The sequence below is a fragment of the Aquamicrobium segne genome (genome assembly GCF_042656785.1).
In the GTDB taxonomy this organism is placed as follows: Bacteria; Pseudomonadota; Alphaproteobacteria; order Rhizobiales; family Rhizobiaceae; genus Mesorhizobium; species Mesorhizobium segne.
Genome location: NZ_JBHSLL010000029.1, coordinates 66,587 through 85,628 on the forward strand (window position 1 = coordinate 66,587; position 19,042 = coordinate 85,628).

A 19,042-nucleotide genomic window follows, 5' to 3' on the forward strand; every position below is an offset into this window, starting at 1 on the left:
CACTGATATGGAGCATCCCGCGATGCGCGCATTGCAATTGATCGAAGACCGCCGTCTGGAAAGTGTGGAGATTGCCCCCCCGCCACCTCCGGGACAGGGTGAGGTAACATTGCGCATCAAGGCAGTTGCACTCAACCACATCGATGTGTGGGGCTGGCGCGGCATGGCTTTTGCCAAGCGCAAGCTGCCACTCACCATAGGCGCAGAAGCTTCCGGTGAGGTCGAGGCGGTTGGGCCGGGCGTCTCTTCTCTCCTTCCCGGCCAGCTTGTTTCCATCTACGGGGCGCGCACCTGTGGACTGTGCCGGGCCTGCCGCGAAAAGCGCGACAATCTGTGCGAACATGTTTCCGGCGTGCATGGCTTTCATCTGGATGGCTTTGCGCAGGAAAAAATCAACCTGCCCGCCCGCCTTCTGGTGCCCGCCCCTCCCGGCGTTGACGCCATTGGCGCAGCCGTTGCTCCCGTTACCTTCGGCACGGTCGAACATATGCTGTTTGACAATGCAAAACTTGAGCCGGGCGAAACCATTTTAATCCATGCCGGTGGCTCCGGCATTGGCTCTGCCGCCATCCAGCTTGCCAAAAAAATGGGCTGCACCGTCATCACCACGGTCGGCTCTGATGACAAGATCGAAAAGGCAAAGGCGCTGGGCGCCGATCACGTCATCAATTACCGAAAAGACCGCTTTGAAGGTGTTGTGCGCAAGCTGACGAAGAAAAAAGGCGTTGATGTCGTGTTCGAGCATGTCGGCAAGGACACATGGGCTGGCTCGATGCTGTGCCTCAAGCGCGGTGGCCGGCTTGTCACCTGCGGCTCGACTTCCGGCGTTTCAACCGAAATGAACCTGATGATGCTGTTCCAGCAACAATTGAAGCTGTTGGGCTCCTTCGGCTGCCGCATGGAAAACATGACCAATGCCATGCAAAAAATGGCAGCCGGACAGGTTTTCCCCGTGATTGACACGACAGTTGATTTCGACGGCATCGATACAGCGCTTAAACGCATGGAAGGGCGCGACGTGTTCGGCAAGATCATTCTCAACGTCGGCTGAGGATTATTGCCTTGGCTTCCGGTTCCCCCAGTAATTGGCGGCGTGAACTGAAATTCCGCACAAGCCAGCGCATTCGTAAAATCCGTCATTGGCTGGTGGCAAGGCTTGCCATCGGCCTCATGACGGTGCTGCGGCTTTTGCCAGCAGATAAAGCCCTCAATTTCACCGACCGCATGGCGCGCCGCATCGGCCCGCTGACCAGTCGCCATCGGCTCACACTGGACAATCTGGCGCACGCCTATCCTGAAAAAAGCCCGACAGAGCTTGAAACCATTGCCCTTGATATGTGGGGCAATATGGCCCGTCTTGGCGCAGAATATATTTTTCTCGACAAGCTGTTTGATCTTGATCCCTGGTCTGGCAAACCCGGCCGGATCGAAGTTTCACCTGAAAGCATTGCCCTGTTTCAGCGTATTGCGCAGGAAGACAAGCCGCATATCATTTTCACCGGCCATCTCGGCAATTTTGAATTACTGCCGGTGGCCGCCGCCAGTTTCGGCATGAAGGTGACGGCGCTGTTTCGACCGCCCAACAATCCCTATATTGCCGATTATATCCAGTCGATGCGCTCTTCCAATATGGGGGCATTGCTGCCTTCGCTCAGCGGGGCCTCCTTTGCGCTGGCTTCAATTCTGGATCAGGGCGGCAATGTCGGGGTGCTGGTCGATCAGAAATTCACCAAGGGTGTCGAGACACAGTTTTTTTCCCGTATCTGCCAAAGCAATCCACTGCTGGGCATGTTGGCGCGCCATTATGAATGCGATGTTTATCCGGCGCGCTGCATCCGCCTTCCCAACAACCGGTTCCGGCTTGAGATTGAAGAAAAGCTCGATCTGCCGCGGGGACCGAACGGCAATGTCGATGTCAGGGCAACCACGCAGCTTGTTACCGATGTGGTCGAGCGCTGGGTGCGTGAGAACCCCGGCCAATGGATGTGGTTTCACAAGCGCTGGCAGATCAGCAAGCACCGCCGCAGGTTCAGAGCATAGAGCATTTTCGGTGAAAACAGGATCACCTCTAATGCTCTATCCCTTTGTTTTTACGCATGTCTTTATCCCGAAACTGGTTCTCAAGTCTCGGGAGACAGGCTTTAGATCACGACCGACACCGTGCGCTTACGCTCTTCACCTTCCCGCACAATGTGTTACACTTTGCGTGTCTTGTTGATAAGGGAGGCTTGAATGAAGACGGCCAAGGACAGCAATCGTCCCCCTATGCTCTGGACGCCCTGGGGCGAACAGAAAATGACTCAGCCCGGCGAGAAATTTGCAAACTTGCGCCGTTTGGCATTTCGGTTGCGCAAAACGCGCAAACTGGAGCTTGCGGCACAAAAATCGACAAGCTGAGTGCAACAAAGAAATGCTATAACGGCGCGCGAACGGCGCGCGCCGCCTTTCCCGCCCTTTACAAAGCCAAATTACGCATCAATCTCTTCCGTTGAAAATATCGGCTGGATCGACATTGAGCACATCCAGTGTGCGTTTCAACAACCGAACCTCATTGGCGGCAAGATGGGTGTCGGCCTTGGCAATGGCAGCCATATGGCGGGCAAGGATGTGTCGGCGCTCCACCGGCAGATCCCGAAACAGCACAATTGCCTGCGCAGCCGTCGTCTCATAACCCGCCTCGTTGAGATATTCGATCACACCGTCAATGCTGGCTTCTGGAATGGCAAAAGCCTCGCGACAGATACGGCGAAATGTCTCCATCTCGGCAGCGCTGACAGAACCATCGGCCAGGATCATGCGAAACAGCATCAGCAATTCGGCTGAAAGCACCGGATCATCGGCAACCTTGCGCACCCCGGGGTCGCCCTCAAACAGATTGCGCACATGATCCAGAAAGGCAAAAGCCATGACAAACCCCTTCATGCAGTAAAGCAATTACAATTAAAGCATTCGGCAAAAAAGGACATCCCACTTTTATAATCCGCAACCGGTTATAATCATTGCGAAACACCACATCCTGTGCAGGATACATTACCCTTGCGCATCTTATTCTCCCGGTACAAAAATGTTTGAAGTCACCGCCGATATTGTGGTCCTGCTGGCGCTGGCTGCTTTTATTGCCGGTCTTATTGATTCGATTGCAGGCGGTGGCGGCCTCATCACGATTCCCGCGCTGCTGCTGGCCGGAATGCCGCCGGTGGAAACACTGGGTACAAACAAATTGCAGGGTCTGTTCGGTTCTGGCTCTGCAACCATTGCTTATGCCAGCAAAGGCCATGTCAAATTACGCAGCCAATTGCCTGCGGCAATGCTTGCCCTGTTTGGCAGTGCGCTGGGGGCCATGGCCGCCACAATCGTGCCCGCAACCCTCATGCAGGCCATACTTCCTGTCCTGTTGATCGCCATTGCGCTTTATTTCGCTTTCAAGCCCAATATGGGTGATACAGACCGCAATGAACGGATGTCACCTTTTCTGTTCATGGCAATGATCGTGCCAGCCATCGGCTTTTATGATGGCCTGTTTGGCCCCGGCACCGGCTCCTTCTACATGCTGGCTCTGGTCGCACTTGCCGGTTACGGCGTTTTGAAAGCCACCGCCCACACCAAATTTCTCAATTTCGCCACCAATATCGGCGCATTTGCCGTCTTTGCCATTGCCGGGGTCATTTACTGGAAAATCGGCCTGATCATGGGTATTGCGCAATTTTTAGGGGCAAGGCTTGGTGCAACACTGGCGATGCGGATTGGCTCCGGCCTGATCAAGCCATTGCTGGTGCTGGTGTGCATGGCGCTGGCCATAAAATTACTGGCCGATCCGGAAAATCCGCTGCGGCTGGTGCTGGACCTGTAAAGTCTTTCTTCCGAAAACAGCCAAAAATATCATAAATTTAGACTTGCTTAAGCTCTTGCTAACTCTCCGGTAACGATGTCGCACTAAAACTTTTCCAGAGCGGGAAACCGCTCAGGCTCCGGATCAGGTTGTGCGTACCGGAGCATAAAGTTCCGTGTAAACTTAAAGCGTGTCGCGATCTTTCAGATTCACGCGACACGCTTTAAGAACTTTTTTAGCTGCATTGTTGCGACATCAGACGATTCCGTCTGATTGCAAAATGCTCTAGCAGTTTGGCAAGCGTTGAAGTCGGCAAACTGCCTTGCGTAGTCGAAGAAAAGCCGCGCTCCTTGCAGAGCGCGGTTTTTTTGCTTTTGGCTGTTGTAAAATCAGCCTAACAAATCTTTTTCGGCCAGATCGAGCGCCTTGCCGATCCGCTCACAGGCCAGATCAATCGTCTGCCGTGTCCAGATCAGCGGCGGCGACAAGATCATCGTGTCTCCCGTAGCGCGCAGCATCATGCCATTGGCAATCGCATGATCGCGCACCACCACAGCCGCAGCCCCATCCCCGCCAAAACGCTCTTTGGTTGCCTTGTCCTTGACGATTTCAATCGCCCCCATCAGGCCAAAGGCGCGAACCTCTCCCACCAGACGGTGATCGGCAAGGCGTTCACGCAGCGCCTGCGCAAAATAAGGTCCGGTGTCATTCTTCACCCTTTCCACCAGCCCTTCCCGCTCAATAATATCGAGATTGGCAAGCGCCACAGCACAGGCCACCGGATGTCCGGCATAGGTGTAACCATGATAAAATTCACCACCCTTTTCGACCAGCACATTGGCGATACGGTCGCCCACCAGAAGCGCTGAAAGCGGCTGATAGCCCGAGGTTAAAGCCTTGGCCGTGGTGATGGTGTCAGGCTCAACCCCGAAAGATTGTGCGCCAAACCATTCGCCGGTGCGCCCATAGCCGGTAATCACCTCATCAAGCATCAACAGCACATCATATTTGCGGCAGATGCGTTCCACCTCCGGCCAATAGCTCATCGGCGGAATTTTTACGCCACCTGCCCCCATGATCGGCTCACCAATAAAGGCTGCAACTTTTTCCGGTCCGGCTTCCAGAATGGCATCCTCAACCGCTCTGGCTGCACGCAGACCAAATTCATGATCGCTTTCGCCCGGCAGCACCAGTTCATAAGCGTAAGGCATCATTACATGAACAATATTGGGCACCGCACCACCCAACTGCTTGTGCATCGGCTCCATACCGCCCAGCGAAGCGCCCGCTACAGTCGAGCCATGATAGGCGTTTTTACGTGAAATGATGCGGTTTTTCTCCGGCTTGCCTTCCAGCGCCCAGTAATGGCGCACCAACCGCAAGGCCGTATCATTGGCTTCCGAACCGGAGGAGCCGAAAAATACCTGATTGAGACTTTTGGGCGCCAGTTCCGCCAGTTTTTTAGCCAACAGAACCGGCGTCGGTGTCGAGCATTTAAAGAAGGAATTATAATAGGGCAGTTCCTTCATCTGCTCATAGGCGGCCTGCGCCAGTTCCTCGCGGCCATAGCCGACATTGACGCACCATAGGCCGGCCATGCCGTCGAGAATTTCATTCCCGTCCAGATCGTAGATATAAGGCCCCTCGGCGCGGGTGATGATGCGCGAACCCGCCTCCCGTAATTCCTTATGGTCGGTGAAGGGGTGGAGGTGATGGGTGGCATCCATCTGCTGAAGCTGCTTCAGCGAATAATTCTGATAGGTCATGTTCTTACCCTTGTTTCCTTCAATCTGTCCGGCAAACTGCCGGGGTGGATTTCAGGTCGGGGCGTGGGGTGAATAGCCGATGCGCGCGCAGAGGCGCAAAAGTTCGGCATGGCGGGTGCGCGGCGATACTTTCACCGCGACAAACCACTTTACAGAAAGGTTCACAGCCGAACACATGAACCAATCTTACCAAAGCACAGGCAAAAATGCCAGTTGCGGCCCGGCTCGCAACTTCCTATGTCTGAAAAAATTCACGCTGAAAGCTGGGCATCCCATGATAAATCCGATCGACACACTGCTTGCTGAAAAAGGCGTGCTGCTTGCCGATGGGGCAACCGGCACCAATCTGTTTGCCATGGGGCTGGAAGCTGGCGAGGCGCCCGAACTGCTGAACGCGACAGCGCCTGATACGATTTTGGCGCTGCACCGTAATTTTATCGAATCCGGGGCCGACATCATCTTGACCAATTCCTTCGGCGGCACCCGCCACCGGCTGAAACTGCATCATGCACAAGACCGGGTGCATGAGTTGAACCGGAGTGCGGCTGAAATTGCCTGTCAAGCGGCTGCCGAAGCTGACCGAAAAATCATTGTTGCAGGCTCTGTCGGGCCAACGGGAGAGCTTCTGGTGCCGCTGGGGGCGCTTACCTATGAAGAAGCTGTCGAGGCTTTTGCCGAACAGATTGAAGGGCTGAAGGCAGGTGGTGCCGAAGTGGCATGGATTGAAACCATGTCTGCCCCGGACGAAATCCGGGCGGCGGCTGAAGCTGCCATCCGTGTCGGTCTGCCCTATGTCTATACCGGCTCATTCGACACGGCAGGCCGCACCATGATGGGGCTGCTGCCAAAGGATATTCATGGCGTAACCAACGGGCTGGAACAGGCCCCCATTGGTGTGGGGGCCAATTGCGGCGTTGGCGCTTCCGATATTTTAGCCTCGCTGCTTGATATGACACAGGAAAGGCCTGAAGCCACCGTCATCGTGAAAGGCAATTGCGGCATTCCTGAATTTCATGGCTCGGAAATCCGCTATTCCGGCACACCGGAGCTGATGGCCGATTATGTGCGGCTGGCGGTTGATTCTGGCGCAAAGATCATCGGCGGTTGCTGCGGCACGTCTTTTGCCCATCTGGCTGCCATGCGCCAGGCACTCGACAGCCACATAAAGGCTGATCGCCCCGATCTTGAGACGATTGTCGAGCGTATCGGCCCCTTGCGCAACAAACCGGCCAGCGCCAATGAAACAGGCAAGGATGAGGCAAGGCGTGAGCGCCGCCGTTCAAGAAGCTGATTGTTTGAGCTTTTCACGGCCTTGCGATTTTACAATATGCACATGAACATGCAGGTTGCGGCCAGCCCCGGCGCCTGCCAGCCCCCCTATCAGCCCCAGTGCAATGATAAGCAGGGCGGCAGCATCAAAACTTCCGGTCCAGCTACGGATCAGCCCTAACAATAACGGGCCGGTTGCCGCCAGCGTATAACCCACACCTTGCGCCATGCCCGACAGATGCGCGGCAATATGCGGATCAGGTGAACGCAGCACAATGACAATCATTGCCGCCGCAATCAGCCCGCCCTGCCCGATTCCCTGCATGATCGCCCAAAACAGAACCGACCAGACGGGCGCAAACATCATGCCCAAAAGCCCAACCGTTGCAAACACCATCAAAATGACATTCACGCCGCGCTGGTTCTTGCAGCGAATGGCAAGAGACGGAACACCAAGGCAGGTTATCACCTGCACCATCACTGACAGGGAAACGATACCACCAGCAATCGTCGGCTCAAAACCACGCTCGCGCAAAATGGGAGCCAGCCAACCAAATACGCAATAGGCCAGCGCCGATTGCAGACCCATAAAGATGGTTACCTGCCAGGCAAGCCGGTCACGCCACAAGCCTTTGACCTTGAAACCGGACCGGGTCGCCTGCGGTTTTATGCGCAGCGCCTGCGGAGCAAATAAAAACAAAACCAACAAGGCCGGAATGGCCCAGGCGGCCAATGCAGCAGACCACGAGCCTAGAACATGAGAAACCGGCAGGGTCAGCCCGGCCGCCATGGCCGAGCCACCGGAAATCGCCATCGTATAAAAGCCGGTCATGATGGCGGTTTTTTCAGGAAAGTCATGCTTGACCACACCCGGCAGCAAAACATTGGCAACAGCAATTGCCGCACCTGCTGCAAAAGTTCCGAAAAACAACAGGGCAATGGAATCAATCCCCCGAAGGGCCGTACCAAAAGCCACCAGCGCCAGCGCGGCCATCAAGATGCGTTCTGCGCCAAAACGCTGCGCAAGACCCGGTGCAAAAGGTGCAAACAGTCCAAGGCATAAAACCGGAAGCGTGGTGAGCAGGCTTGCGCCAACCGTTGACAAGCTGGTGTCAGCAATCACCTCCGGCAGAACCACCGAAAGCGAAGAAAAAATGGGCCGCAGATTGAGGGCAATCAGAACCAGACTGATGGCAAACAGCAACCGGGCAGCCGGACTGGAAAATTTCGACGGCGCAGGCAGCACATTATCTGCCTCGACATCAACCCACTGCCCTGCAAGGGCATCACTTGCCTTATGAGAGGTCATGAAAGGACAAAACCTGAAAGAGAAAAAGAAGCGCCGGGAAAGAGGCTCGGTAGGCCGCACAGGCAACCCTGTCAATGTCGGCAAAATTCATGCAAATCACAAAGCCGATGGCAGCGAGGCAAAAGCAGCCATGTGATAGGCCTGCACATCTTCAGGATAACGATATTCTGCTCCATGAGGACAGGCGTTGCGGTCAAGGCAGCCTTGTGTCCTGCACGGCTGACCTTCCGGGCCACGCACATGCTCCAGACAGGCCAAATAGTCAAAACCCTGCAATGAATAGGCATTGACCGGACAGGCTTTCAGGCAAGGTTTTCCAACACATGTGTCACAAAGGTGATTCACGTCCTCAGGCACTTGAATCGAAACTTCATGATCAAGAAGCAACGCGCCGCGATAGGCATGCCAAAGTCCATATTGCGGATGCATGAGAATGCCCAGCGGTGAGGGTTTTATCCCTTCCGCCCGCATTGCCCATTGCTGAAATGGCAGGAAGGGGCGGTCATTGGGAGACACAGACCTTGCACCAATGCGCAAGGCAATCTCGCCAATCACCTCACGCGACCATGTATCGAGCGGATTTATGCTGACTTGTGTGCGTTTTTGCCAGCACCTGAAATGCGGCCAGGGTGCTGCGCCCGCCTGCCCGACAAGCAAAACCGCTTGTGCGCGCTCGCTTCCCGTTGCCGGCGGGCTGTCTTCATCGGGTCCAAAATTGAACCCGCCACGCAGCAAAAGCCCAAGGGCGGCAAGATCATCTGCGATCTGCTGCAACCATTGAGATGTGCCACGGCTTACATCAGCCATGGCACATCATTTCTGCTCCGGGTCGGAAAATGCACTCCGCCAGACTTCCTTGTGAATGATATTGGCCACTTTAGCCCGGCCGGAATCGGGCTCTTTTCAAGTGAAAGCGTCGGGCATCGATTCCTTCTTGCGAGCAATAAAATCCTTCAGCCCGTCATCAATACCGGGATCAAGGAAAGGCGCCTCGTAATTTTCCAGCCACTGGCGGGCCAACTGGTTGGCGCGCTGCGGTGCGGTCTTTTCACCTTCCGCCAGCCATTGCTCATAGGAATTATTGTCCGCCACCGATGAGCGGTAAAACGCCGTCTGGAAATTGGCCTGTGTATGGTCGCAGCCCAGAAAATGGCTGCCCGGCCCCACCTGCCTGATGGCATCCATTGCCTGCCCGTTTTCTGACAGATCGACACCTTCGCAGAATTTCTGCTGCATGCCCAACTGGTCAATATCCATCATGAATTTTTCATAACAGGAGGCCAGTCCCCCTTCCAGCCAGCCAGCGGCATGAAGCACGAAATTGGTGCCGGCCAGAACCGTGGAGTTCAACGTATTGGCGCTTTCATAGGCGGCCTGCGCATCGGGCACCTTGGAGGCGCAAAGCGATCCGCCGGTGCGGAAGGGCAGTTTCAGCCGCCGCGCCAGTTGGGCAGCCCCATAAGAGACCAGCGATGGTTCGGGCGTTCCAAAGGTCGGCGCGCCCGACTGCATGGAAATGGACGAGGCAAAAGTGCCAAACAAAACCGGCGCACCGGGGCGCACCAATTGGGTAAAGGCAGCACCAGCCAGAACTTCAGCCAGAACCTGCGTCAGCGTACCAGCGACCGTCACCGGGCTCATCGCACCTGCCAGAATGAAGGGCGTGACGATACAGGCCTGATTGTGGCGCGCATAAACCTTGGCCGCCCCCAGCATGGTTTCGTCAAACACCATGGGCGAATTGGCGTTGATGAGGCTGGTCAGCACCGTATTGTTTTCAACAAAATCATCGCCAAACAGGATCTTGGCCATGGCGACCGTATCTTCGGCGCGCTCCGGGGCGGTGACCGACCCCATGAACGGCTTGTCCGAATAGCGGATATGTGAATAGACCATATCCAGATGGCGCTTGTTGACCGGCACATCGACTGGCTCGCACACCGTGCCGCCGGAATGGTGAATCGACGGGGCCATATAGGCAAGTTTCACGAAATTGTTGAAATCCTCGATGGTCGCATAGCGGCGATTGCCATCAAGATCGCGCACAAAGGGCGGTCCATAAACCGGGGCAAACACTGTGTTGTTGCCACCAATCTCGACTGAACGGGCCGGATTGCGCGCATGCTGGGTGTAGCTGGAAGGTGCAGTCTTTAGCAGGGAGCGACACAGGCCCTTTGGAAAATGAACGCGCTCGCCGCGAACATCGGCCCCCGCCGCCTTCCACATTTCCAGCGCCTCAGCATCATCGCGAAAGATGATGCCGGTCTCTTCCAGCACCGTATCGGCATTTTTTTCAATCAGTTCCAGACCTTCTTCACCCAGAACCTCGTAAACATTCAGCTTGCGGGTAATGTAGGTGAGCTGGGTGCCGGGGCCACTGCCTGCGCGCGCGGCGCGGCGCGCTGCAGCGCCGCCACTTGCACCACGACCGCGTCTGCCGCCTGATGTTTGCTGATCGCTCACGGCTTCCTGACTGTCTGTCACACTATCACTCATGATCATATTTCCCTGAAAACCGGTCTGGCGCACATATCGTCACCCTTAAACTTGGATCGTAACCAAGCCCCCGCGCCAAAACGGCTTTGCAGCGCCAAGGACTGTCGTAAAATCGACAGAAGCCGCAGCTTTTGCCAATCATTTTGTTTCAGTCGCTTTCCCATTGTCGGAAGTCGCAAATCAGCTATAGCCGGAAGCATGCATTCATATAGCTATTAGGCAAGCGATCATTTGCCCGCAAAGACAGTGGCAACAGACGCGGCTTAAGGTGGGAGCAAATCATGGCCGACGACGAGATCATTCTTTCTGAACTTTCTGACGAGGAACTCGTTCAGCAGATGCATGACGACCTTTATGACGGTCTCAAGGAGGAGATCGAAGAAGGCACCAACATTTTGCTTGAACGCGGCTGGATCCCTTACAAGGTGCTGACCGAGGCGCTGGTTGAAGGCATGCGCATCGTCGGTGAAGATTTCCGCGATGGCATTTTATTTGTACCCGAAGTGCTGCTGTCAGCCAATGCGATGAAGGCAGGCATGGCCATTTTGCGCCCTCTGCTGGCGGCGACAGGCGCGCCCAAACAGGGCAAGCTGGTCATCGGCACCGTCAAGGGTGACATTCACGACATCGGCAAGAACCTTGTCGGCATGATGATGGAAGGCGCAGGCTTTGACGTCATCGACCTTGGCATCAACAATCCGGTCGAAAAATATCTGGACGCCATTGCCGAGCACCAGCCCGACATTGTTGGCATGTCAGCCCTTTTGACCACCACCATGCCCTATATGAAGGTCGTCATCGACACGATGAAGGAAAAGGGCATTCGCGACGATTATGTGGTTCTCGTCGGCGGCGCGCCGCTCAATGAGGATTTCGGCAAGGCTGTGGGGGCCGACGCCTATTGCCGCGATGCGGCTGTTGCCGTCGAAACCGCCAAGGATTTCATGAAACGCCGCCATAATGCACAGGCTTCCGCCTGATGAACACGAACAGGGCTGTGCCTTGCAGCATGGCCCTGTTCATCCCATATTCAGAAGTGCAGATCTGAAGAGAAGCGGTTGATCACATTCTTAAGCGGCATGGGCGGGAGTACTGGTTCATGGCAACAGCACAAGAACAGGACAAAAAGACCACCCTCAACCCTGCCTTCGGGCCTGCCGCCCAACCTGCCCCCGAGCCTGCTCTCAAGCCTGAACGCGTCCTCGTTATCGGCTGCGGCATGCTTGCAAAAGAGATTTTGGCGGTCAAAAAACAGCTTGGCCTGCACCATCTCGACCTGACCTGCCTGCCCGCAGACTATCATTTTTACCCGGATCGCATTGCCCCGGCCATGGACAAGGCCATTGAACAGGCCAAGGCCGATGGCTATGCGCATATTTTTGTCGGCTATGCCGATTGCGGCACTGGCGGCCATCTTGATGTCATCTGTCAAAAACACGGGGTTGAGCGCATGGCCGGACCCCATTGCTTTGCCTTTTATCAGGGGCTTGAAGCCTTTCGCAAAATCGAGGATGCAGACATGATGTCATTTTACATGACTGATTTTCTGTGTCGCCAGTTCGAGGCCTTTTTCATCAAGCCGCTCGGTCTTGATCGTCACCCGGAACTGATTGCCGATTATTTCGGCAATTATGAAAAACTGATCTATCTGGCCCAGACCGATGATCCGGCCCTTGATGTGGTGGCGCAAAATGCCGCAAAAATGCTTGGCCTTGCCTATGAACGGCGCGCCACCGGCTATGGCGATCTTGTTTCCGGCCTTGCGCAGGTCGCACGCTTAAATGAACATTGAACGATTTGTCGCTGTTTGCGTCACCGGCCAGGAGGCATGTCGCATTCAGCGTCGTTTTTGAGTACTCGTGCGTCGCCCCATGAGAAGCAGCACCCCCACCATTACGGCAATGCTGAACATCTTAAGGCATGTCACTTCTGACAAAGAACCAGGACATGCAGTCAAATGAAGAGTATTGCCCATGGCTGACCTGATTGTTCTTTACTGGCGTGATATTCCTGCCCAGGTCATTGTTCGCAAGGGGCGTCAAAACGCCAAGCGTGAACTGTCCTTGCGCTTTACCGAGGCCATCGACATGGCGGCCATGCGCTCAGGTGCTGCCGAAAGCGGCGATTATCTGGCCGAATGGCGCAAGGCCGATCCGGTCCCTGTCGGTGACGATATCGATGCCGAGGCCGACAAGGCGGCAGCCGAACTGGAAGCCAGTTACGACCGCGAGCGCCTTGTTGCCCTTGCCAAGGCAGGCGGCAAAGAAAATGGCTAAAAAAGCCCCCACTCAGCCTCAGGGCGCATATAAGCCCGCTGATATCTCACCACAGCGGCGTGTGCAGCGCCGCTATTCGGTGCGCCTGTGGTCGATCCGTCATTCACGTCTGCTGGAATGGGTCTATGCCCGCTTTTCAAGCCTGTTCTTGCTTCTGCACCCTGTGTGGAACGCGATAGGCTATGGGCGCGTGGAAGCGCCGGTCAAATTTGTCGAAAAGCGCGTCAAGGGTTTCATGTTCGACTGTCGCATGTGTGGCCAGTGCATCCTGTCCTCCACCGGCATGTCATGCCCCATGAATTGCCCCAAGCAATTGCGCAATGGCCCTTGTGGCGGGGTGCGCGCCAACGGCAATTGCGAGGTCGAGCCTGACATGCCTTGTGTATGGGTCAAGGCATGGGAAGGCTCGCGCAATATGGTCCATGGTGACGCCATTCTCAATGTGCAGCCTCCGGTCGATCAGTCACTGCGTGAAACATCGGCCTGGTTGCGGGTGACCGCACAGGCAGCCGCTGCCCGTGAAGCGGCCGCCAAAGCCTCTCCTGCAACGGAGACAACGCCATGAGCACATCCCCATACCCGGATGAAAACCCGGCTGGTGCACATCTGCCTCTGGAACCGCTGCCCGGCCATGTTTCGCGCGGACGGCTGGAGCGGATCTTGCGGCGTGGTGAATTTGCCGTCACCACTGAATTGAATCCGCCTGACAGCGCCGACCCTGAAGATGTTTACGACCGCGCCAAAATTTTTGACGGCTGGGTCGATGGCATCAATGCTGTGGATGCCTCAGGCGCCAATTGCCATATGTCCTCGGTCGGCATCTGCGCTCTTTTAACCCGCATGGGTTATGCACCCATCATGCAGATTGCCTGCCGTGACAAGAACCGCATTGCCATACAAGGCGATGTTTTAGGTGCAGCAGCAATGGGGGTCGCCAATATTTTATGTCTGACCGGAGACGGCGTACAGGCAGGCGATCAGCCCGGAGCAAAGCCGGTCTTTGATCTGGATTCGACCTCATTGCTGGAAACCATCCGCGTGATGCGTGACAATGGCAAATTCCTGTCCGGCCGCAAGCTGACCACGCCGCCACAGGTATTTTTAGGGGCTGCCGTCAATCCATTTGCCCCGCCCCATGATTTCCGCGCCATCCACCTGGCCAAAAAAATTGCCGCCGGCGCCCAGTTCATCCAGACGCAATATTGCTTTGACGTGCCCATGTTTCGTGAGTTCATGCAGCAGGCCACCGATCTTGGCCTGACTGAAAAAGCCTTCATCCTGTGCGGCGTCGGCCCGCTGGCTTCAGCCAAAACGGCAAAATGGATACGCTCCAACGTGCCCGGCATCCATATTCCAGACAGCATCATCAAACGTCTGGAAGGCGCTCAGGATCAGAAGGCTGAAGGCAAGCGCCTGTGCATCGACATCATGAATGAGGTCAAGGACATTGCCGGTGTCTCAGGCGTACATGTGATGGCCTATCGGCAGGAAGAATTTGTCGCTGAAATCGTCGATGAATCGGGCGTGCTCAAGGGGCGTCGTCCCTGGAAGCGCGAAGCCCGCCCCGATGATGCACTGGTTGCCGAGCGGCTGGAAGAAATTCTTGGCGAAAACGAACCCCAAAAACAGGTTGATATGGTCAAGAGCGCGCATTGAAACCGACAAATTACACAGTCAAACACAAGAAACTTCTCTCACCCAACGGAGATATTGCATGACCCGCACCATTGTCGCCTCCGCGACCCGGGAAATCGTCATCGGTTTCGACCAGCCCTTTTGCGTTATCGGCGAGCGCATCAACCCGACAGGGCGCAAGAAACTTGCGGCTGAAATGATTGAAGGCAATTTCGAGACCGTCAAAAAGGATGCGCTGGAACAGGCTGCTGCTGGCGCCACCATGCTTGATATCAATGCCGGTGTTACGGCTGTCGATCCCAATGCCACGGAACCCGGCCTTCTGGTTCAGACATTGGAAATTGTGCAAGATCTCGTTGATCTGCCGCTTGCCATCGATTCTTCGGTCACCGCAGCCATTGAGGCTGCGTTGAAAGTTGCCAAGGGCCGCCCGCTGATCAATTCGGTCACCGGCGAAGAAGAAAAGCTGGAAGCCATTTTGCCGCTGGTGAAGAAATACAATGTGCCCGTGGTTGCCATTTCCAATGATGAAACCGGCATTTCCATGGACCCGGATGTGCGCTTTGCGGTCGCCAAAAAAATTGTCGAGCGCTGCGCTGATTTCGGCATTCCCGCCCATGATGTGGTGGTTGATCCGCTGGTGATGCCGATCGGCGCGCTGGGAGATGCCGGTCGTCAGGTGTTTGCGCTGTTGCGCCGCCTGCGCGAGGAGTTGAAGGTCAACACAACCTGTGGCCTGTCCAATATCTCCTTTGGCCTGCCGCATCGCCATGGCATCAATTCAGCCTTTATTCCCATGGTGATCGGGGCTGGCATGACTTCGGCCATCATGAATCCATGCCGCCCACAGGAAATGGAGGCTGTGCGTGGCGCCAATGTGCTGGCTGGCACAGACAAGGATTGCACGCACTGGATCAAAACCTACAAGGACTATAAGCCCGGTGCTGTGCTTGCACCCGCAGCCGACAGTGCATCTGCCGGTGACGGGGCGGCAGTTCCTGGAGGCGGGCGTCGCCGCGGCGGCCGTGAAGCCAGAAGGTCAGTTTCAGGATAAAGGAAAAAATCCGGTGAACGCAGCGTCCGACAAAACCGATCCTCTTGTCCTGTTCATGCCCTCGGGCAAGCGGGGCCGTTTTCCCATCGGCACACCCGTGCTCGATGCTGCACGCCAGCTTGGCGTTTATGTGGAAAGCGTATGCGGCGGGCGCGCCACCTGCGGACGGTGCCAGATCGAAGTGCAAGAAGGCAATTTTGCCAAGCACCAGATCGTCTCTTTGCTTGAAAACATCTCGCCCAAAGGCGCCAAGGAAGAGCGTTATGAGCGTGTGCGCGGCCTGCCGGAAGGTCGGCGGCTTTCCTGTTCGGCCACCATTCAGGGTGATCTTGTGGTCGATGTGCCGCAAGACACGGTCATCAATGCACAAGTGGTGCGCAAGGCTGCCGTTGATCGCCATATTGAGCGCAATCCGGCCATTCAGCTTTGCTATGTCGAAGTTGACGAGCCCGACATGCACAAGCCGCTTGGCGATCTCGACCGTCTGAAGCTGGTTCTGGAACAGGACTGGGGCTGGAAAGACCCACTGATTGCAGCCCATATCGTACCGCAGATACAAGGTCTGCTGCGCAAGGAAGGCTGGGGTGTCACCGTCGCCATTCATCGCGATATGGAGACATCACGTCCCTGCATCATCGCCATATGGCCGGGCCTGAAAAACGAGGCTTACGGCATTGCCTGCGACATTGGCTCAACCACCATCGCCATGCATCTGGTATCGCTGCTGTCAGGCCGCATCCTTGCCTCATCGGGCGCACCCAACCCACAGATCCGCTTTGGCGAGGATCTGATGAGCCGGGTCTCATATGTGATGATGAACCCGGACGGTCGCGAAGCCATGACCAAGGCGGTGCGTGAAGCCGTCAATGAACTGATCGGCAGGGTTTGCGAGGAAGCCAGCGTCAATCGCGACGATATTCTTGATGCGGTTTTTGTCGCCAATCCGATCATGCATCATCTGTTTCTCGGCATTGACCCGACCGAACTGGGGCAAGCCCCCTTTGCGCTGGCCGTTTCAGGCGCCATGGATTATCAGGCGCATGAAATCGACATCAACCTCAATTACGGCGCGCGCCTTTATACGCTGCCTTGTATCGCTGGCCATGTCGGCGCCGATGCGGCAGGGGCTGCCTTGTCGGAAGGCCCCTATCGTCAGGAGCGCATGATGCTGCTGGTCGATGTCGGCACCAATGCCGAAATCATTCTTGGCAACAGCACACGTGTTGTTGCCGCCTCTTCGCCCACCGGTCCGGCTTTTGAAGGAGCTGAAATTTCATCGGGCCAGCGCGCGGCCCCTGGCGCGATTGAACGTGTACGCATCGACCCTGAAACACTGGAGCCGAAATTCCGCATTATCGGCGTTGATAAATGGTCCGATGAGGACGGTTTTGAAGAAGCTGCCGGGGCAGTTGGCGTTACCGGCATTTGCGGATCGGCCATCATCGAGGTGGTGGCGGAAATGTATCTGGCGGGCATCATTTCCGAGGATGGCGTGATCAATGGCGATCTGGCGGCACGCTCGGCGCGCATCTTTCAAAATGGCCGCACCTTCTCTTATCTGCTGCGCGACGGTGAACCGCGCATTACAGTCACCCAAAATGACATACGCGCCATCCAGCTTGCCAAAGCCGCCCTTTATGCCGGCATCAAGCTGTTAATGGAAAAGCAGGGTGTGGATCATGTTGACATGATCCGCTTTGCCGGCGCATTCGGCACCTTCATCGATCCCAAATACGCCATGGTTCTCGGCCTTATTCCCGATTGCGATCTGACGGACGTCAAGGCCGTGGGCAATGCTTCGGGCACCGGCGCGCTGATGGCCCTGCTCAACCGCGATCACCGACGTGAGATTGAAGAACAGGTCAAGCAAATCGAAAAAATTGAAACTGCGCTGGAGCCGCATTTCCAAAAGCTTTTTATCGATGCCATGGCGCTGCCCAACAAGGTCGATCCGTTCCCGCATCTTTCGCAAACCGTCAAGCTGCCACCCAAAAAGGCAGCGGCTGAAGAAGGGGTAGAAGGCGCAACGGGAACAGCCCCCCGTCGTCGCTCACGCGAGGAACGCGCCGCAAGACGGCGTCAATAAAGGGGTTTACTAACCATAAATCTGGCAAGCGCTGTTTTTGACATGTGCAAAGACAGCAGCATCCGGCTTTCTGTTTAGAGCATTTTGTGAGTACAGACAGAATCGTCTGACGTCGCAACAATGCGGCTAAAAAAAACTGGAGCAACGGAAGCTGCGTTCGTCAGAGCGCCCGTTGCTCTAAGGTCAGAAGCTGTCATCCTTATCCCAGCCGCCTTCATCCCAGACGATTGACAGGACGCTATTTTCCTGCTGACCCTATTTTTTTATGCGACAGTCTGTCTGCTGCTTGTCCGGGAGGATATTTTGAACACCATTAAACAGACGATCAAAAGGTCATTCGTCTTTTTTCTGGTCCCGGATTTTACCATGATTGCCTTTGCAACCGCGCTGGACCCCTTGCGGTCGGCCAACCGGATGCTGGGTTTTGAAGCCTATAGCTGGCGCCTGGCCAGCATAGATGGTGAACCCGTGCGGGCTTCCAACGGCGTTTTATGTGCGGTTGACACCTCGCTTGAGGAAGAGCGCAGGAAGATGTCAAGGCTCGACCGGCCTTCCATGGCCATTGTTTGCAGCGGCCTTAACATTGAAAAATACAGTCAAAGGTCTGTTTTTGCCTGGCTACGCGAGGAATATAATCGCGGTGTCGCCATTGGCGGCCTGTGTACGGGGGCGTATATTCTGGCAACTGCGGGCCTGCTTTCCAACAAGCGCTGCGCCATTCACTGGGAAAACCTGCCCGGTTTCTCGGAAGCCTTTCCCAAGGTCAATGTCTTTGCCGACCTGTTTGAGGTCGACCAGAATATCTACACCTGTGCTGGCGGGACCGCCGCCCTTGACATGATGCTCAGCCTGATTGCCGAGGATTTCGATGACAATATCGTCAACCGCGTTTGCGAACAGGTGCTGACCGACCGTGTGCGCAGCCCCACCGACCGCCAGCGCCTGCCCTTGCGCGCCCGGCTTGGTGTGCAGAACTCCAAGGTGTTGACGATTATCGAACTGATGGAAGCCAATCTGTCCGAACCATTATCGCTGATCGAGATTGCCGACCATGTGGACCTGTCGCGCCGCCAGATTGAACGTCTGTTCCGCTCTGAAATGGGACGCTCACCAGCCCGCTATTATCTGGAGATAAGGCTCGACCGCGCCCGCCATCTGCTCATGCAGTCATCCTTGCCGGTGGTTGAGATTGCCATTGCCTGCGGTTTTGTCTCGGCCTCACATTTTTCAAAATGCTACCGGGAGCTTTATGCGCGCTCCCCCCAGCAGGAGCGGGTTGAACGCAAACAGCCTGCAACCACCTGAAAACAAAAGCCCCGGTC

At 55.8% G+C, this 19,042-nt stretch carries 18 protein-coding genes; 13 read left to right on the plus strand and 5 right to left on the minus strand.

Features of this window, described 5'->3' with window-relative positions; genetic code table 11:
- The first annotated feature begins 22 nt into the window (after nt 1-22).
- The 3 genes from ACFPLB_RS10590 (at nt 23) to ACFPLB_RS10600 (ending at nt 2,397) form a co-directional block, all read left to right on the plus strand.
- The gene (locus ACFPLB_RS10590) at nt 23-1,051 is read left to right on the plus strand and encodes a zinc-binding dehydrogenase (protein ID WP_378229389.1); all 1,029 of its coding nucleotides are present in this window, start codon (nt 23-25) and stop codon (nt 1,049-1,051) included.
- Between the two features lie 11 nt (nt 1,052-1,062).
- Complete coding sequence (locus ACFPLB_RS10595) at nt 1,063-2,040, plus strand: lipid A biosynthesis lauroyl acyltransferase (protein WP_378229391.1); 978 nt, start codon at nt 1,063-1,065, stop codon at nt 2,038-2,040.
- A 192-nt stretch (nt 2,041-2,232) separates the two neighbouring features.
- Nucleotides 2,233-2,397: a hypothetical protein gene (locus tag ACFPLB_RS10600; RefSeq protein ID WP_378229392.1), complete on the plus strand. Its 165-nt coding sequence runs from the start codon at nt 2,233-2,235 to the stop codon at nt 2,395-2,397.
- A gap of 78 nt (nt 2,398-2,475) precedes the next feature.
- Here the strand turns inward: ACFPLB_RS10600 and ACFPLB_RS10605 are convergent, their stop codons facing one another.
- Nucleotides 2,476-2,907, minus strand: a complete 432-nt coding sequence (locus ACFPLB_RS10605) for a TerB family tellurite resistance protein (protein ID WP_378229394.1) — start codon at nt 2,905-2,907, stop codon at nt 2,476-2,478.
- A gap of 157 nt (nt 2,908-3,064) precedes the next feature.
- On the opposite strand from ACFPLB_RS10605, the gene ACFPLB_RS10610 reads away from it, so the two are divergent.
- Nucleotides 3,065-3,850, plus strand: coding sequence for a TSUP family transporter (locus ACFPLB_RS10610; protein ID WP_378229396.1), 786 nt, complete (start codon nt 3,065-3,067; stop codon nt 3,848-3,850).
- A 368-nt stretch (nt 3,851-4,218) separates the two neighbouring features.
- Here the strand turns inward: ACFPLB_RS10610 and ACFPLB_RS10615 are convergent, their stop codons facing one another.
- Nucleotides 4,219-5,595: an aspartate aminotransferase family protein gene (locus ACFPLB_RS10615; protein ID WP_378229398.1), complete on the minus strand. Its 1,377-nt coding sequence runs from the start codon at nt 5,593-5,595 to the stop codon at nt 4,219-4,221.
- 274 nt (nt 5,596-5,869) lie between these two features.
- Here ACFPLB_RS10615 and bmt point away from each other — a divergent pair, with 274 nt between their 5' ends.
- Nucleotides 5,870-6,886 carry a betaine--homocysteine S-methyltransferase gene (gene bmt, locus ACFPLB_RS10620; RefSeq protein WP_378229400.1) on the plus strand — a complete coding sequence of 339 codons (1,017 nt, stop codon included), beginning with the start codon at nt 5,870-5,872 and terminating at the stop codon, nt 6,884-6,886.
- Here bmt and ACFPLB_RS10625 read toward each other — a convergent pair.
- The 3 genes from ACFPLB_RS10625 to ACFPLB_RS10635 form a co-directional block, all read right to left on the minus strand.
- On the minus strand, nt 6,875-8,173 hold the full coding sequence (locus ACFPLB_RS10625; protein ID WP_378229402.1) for a CynX/NimT family MFS transporter: 1,299 nt from the start codon (nt 8,171-8,173) through the stop codon (nt 6,875-6,877). The two genes, bmt and ACFPLB_RS10625, sit on opposite strands and share 12 nt — an antisense overlap.
- Before the next feature lie 96 nt (nt 8,174-8,269).
- Entirely contained in the window at nt 8,270-8,980 is a 711-nt protein-coding gene (locus ACFPLB_RS10630) for a hypothetical protein (protein WP_378229403.1), read from the minus strand.
- Nucleotides 8,981-9,076: 96 nt separating this feature from the next.
- Entirely contained in the window at nt 9,077-10,669 is a 1,593-nt protein-coding gene (locus tag ACFPLB_RS10635) for a trimethylamine methyltransferase family protein (protein ID WP_378229405.1), read from the minus strand.
- Nucleotides 10,670-10,950: 281 nt separating this feature from the next.
- Between ACFPLB_RS10635 and ACFPLB_RS10640 the strand changes: the two genes are divergently transcribed.
- The 8 genes from ACFPLB_RS10640 to ACFPLB_RS10675 all read left to right on the plus strand — a co-directional run bounded on the left by ACFPLB_RS10640 (nt 10,951) and on the right by ACFPLB_RS10675 (nt 19,025).
- The gene (locus tag ACFPLB_RS10640) at nt 10,951-11,649 is read left to right on the plus strand and encodes a corrinoid protein (protein ID WP_378229407.1); all 699 of its coding nucleotides are present in this window, start codon (nt 10,951-10,953) and stop codon (nt 11,647-11,649) included.
- Nucleotides 11,650-11,768: 119 nt separating this feature from the next.
- On the plus strand, nt 11,769-12,461 hold the full coding sequence (locus ACFPLB_RS10645; protein ID WP_378229409.1) for a DUF1638 domain-containing protein: 693 nt from the start codon (nt 11,769-11,771) through the stop codon (nt 12,459-12,461).
- 181 nt (nt 12,462-12,642) lie between these two features.
- Nucleotides 12,643-12,945, plus strand: a complete 303-nt coding sequence (locus tag ACFPLB_RS10650) for a virulence factor (RefSeq protein WP_378229411.1) — start codon at nt 12,643-12,645, stop codon at nt 12,943-12,945.
- A complete protein-coding gene (locus ACFPLB_RS10655; RefSeq protein ID WP_378229413.1) occupies nt 12,938-13,510 on the plus strand; it encodes a methylenetetrahydrofolate reductase C-terminal domain-containing protein in 573 nt (190 codons plus the stop codon). The genes ACFPLB_RS10650 and ACFPLB_RS10655 overlap by 8 nt, the downstream gene beginning before the upstream one ends.
- On the plus strand, nt 13,507-14,601 hold the full coding sequence (locus ACFPLB_RS10660) for a methylenetetrahydrofolate reductase (protein WP_378229415.1): 1,095 nt from the start codon (nt 13,507-13,509) through the stop codon (nt 14,599-14,601). The genes ACFPLB_RS10655 and ACFPLB_RS10660 overlap by 4 nt, the downstream gene beginning before the upstream one ends.
- A gap of 58 nt (nt 14,602-14,659) precedes the next feature.
- Nucleotides 14,660-15,634 (plus strand): methyltetrahydrofolate cobalamin methyltransferase, encoded by a 975-nt coding sequence (locus ACFPLB_RS10665; protein WP_378229417.1) that lies wholly within the window; start codon nt 14,660-14,662, stop codon nt 15,632-15,634.
- Nucleotides 15,635-15,689: 55 nt separating this feature from the next.
- Nucleotides 15,690-17,720 (plus strand): ASKHA domain-containing protein, encoded by a 2,031-nt coding sequence (locus ACFPLB_RS10670; protein ID WP_378229480.1) that lies wholly within the window; start codon nt 15,690-15,692, stop codon nt 17,718-17,720.
- Nucleotides 17,721-18,086: 366 nt separating this feature from the next.
- Nucleotides 18,087-19,025 (plus strand): GlxA family transcriptional regulator, encoded by a 939-nt coding sequence (locus ACFPLB_RS10675; protein WP_378229482.1) that lies wholly within the window; start codon nt 18,087-18,089, stop codon nt 19,023-19,025.
- Nucleotides 19,026-19,042 lie beyond the last annotated feature (17 nt).

Excerpts from the sequence above, each read along its gene's own strand:
- ACFPLB_RS10590 (WP_378229389.1), top strand. The coding sequence starts at position 23 with ATGCGCGCATTGCAATTGATCGAAGACCGCCGTCTGGAAAGTGTGGAG.
- ACFPLB_RS10600 (WP_378229392.1), top strand. The coding sequence starts at position 2,233 with ATGAAGACGGCCAAGGACAGCAATCGTCCCCCTATGCTCTGGACGCCC.
- ACFPLB_RS10605 (WP_378229394.1), bottom strand. The coding sequence starts at position 2,907 with ATGGCTTTTGCCTTTCTGGATCATGTGCGCAATCTGTTTGAGGGCGAC.
- ACFPLB_RS10610 (WP_378229396.1), top strand. The coding sequence starts at position 3,065 with ATGTTTGAAGTCACCGCCGATATTGTGGTCCTGCTGGCGCTGGCTGCT.
- ACFPLB_RS10615 (WP_378229398.1), bottom strand. The coding sequence starts at position 5,595 with ATGACCTATCAGAATTATTCGCTGAAGCAGCTTCAGCAGATGGATGCC.
- bmt (WP_378229400.1), top strand. The coding sequence starts at position 5,870 with ATGATAAATCCGATCGACACACTGCTTGCTGAAAAAGGCGTGCTGCTT.
- ACFPLB_RS10625 (WP_378229402.1), bottom strand. The coding sequence starts at position 8,173 with ATGACCTCTCATAAGGCAAGTGATGCCCTTGCAGGGCAGTGGGTTGAT.
- ACFPLB_RS10630 (WP_378229403.1), bottom strand. The coding sequence starts at position 8,980 with ATGGCTGATGTAAGCCGTGGCACATCTCAATGGTTGCAGCAGATCGCA.
- ACFPLB_RS10635 (WP_378229405.1), bottom strand. The coding sequence starts at position 10,669 with ATGAGTGATAGTGTGACAGACAGTCAGGAAGCCGTGAGCGATCAGCAA.
- ACFPLB_RS10640 (WP_378229407.1), top strand. The coding sequence starts at position 10,951 with ATGGCCGACGACGAGATCATTCTTTCTGAACTTTCTGACGAGGAACTC.
- ACFPLB_RS10645 (WP_378229409.1), top strand. The coding sequence starts at position 11,769 with ATGGCAACAGCACAAGAACAGGACAAAAAGACCACCCTCAACCCTGCC.
- ACFPLB_RS10650 (WP_378229411.1), top strand. The coding sequence starts at position 12,643 with ATGGCTGACCTGATTGTTCTTTACTGGCGTGATATTCCTGCCCAGGTC.
- ACFPLB_RS10655 (WP_378229413.1), top strand. The coding sequence starts at position 12,938 with ATGGCTAAAAAAGCCCCCACTCAGCCTCAGGGCGCATATAAGCCCGCT.
- ACFPLB_RS10660 (WP_378229415.1), top strand. The coding sequence starts at position 13,507 with ATGAGCACATCCCCATACCCGGATGAAAACCCGGCTGGTGCACATCTG.
- ACFPLB_RS10665 (WP_378229417.1), top strand. The coding sequence starts at position 14,660 with ATGACCCGCACCATTGTCGCCTCCGCGACCCGGGAAATCGTCATCGGT.
- ACFPLB_RS10670 (WP_378229480.1), top strand. The coding sequence starts at position 15,690 with ATGCCCTCGGGCAAGCGGGGCCGTTTTCCCATCGGCACACCCGTGCTC.
- ACFPLB_RS10675 (WP_378229482.1), top strand. The coding sequence starts at position 18,087 with ATGATTGCCTTTGCAACCGCGCTGGACCCCTTGCGGTCGGCCAACCGG.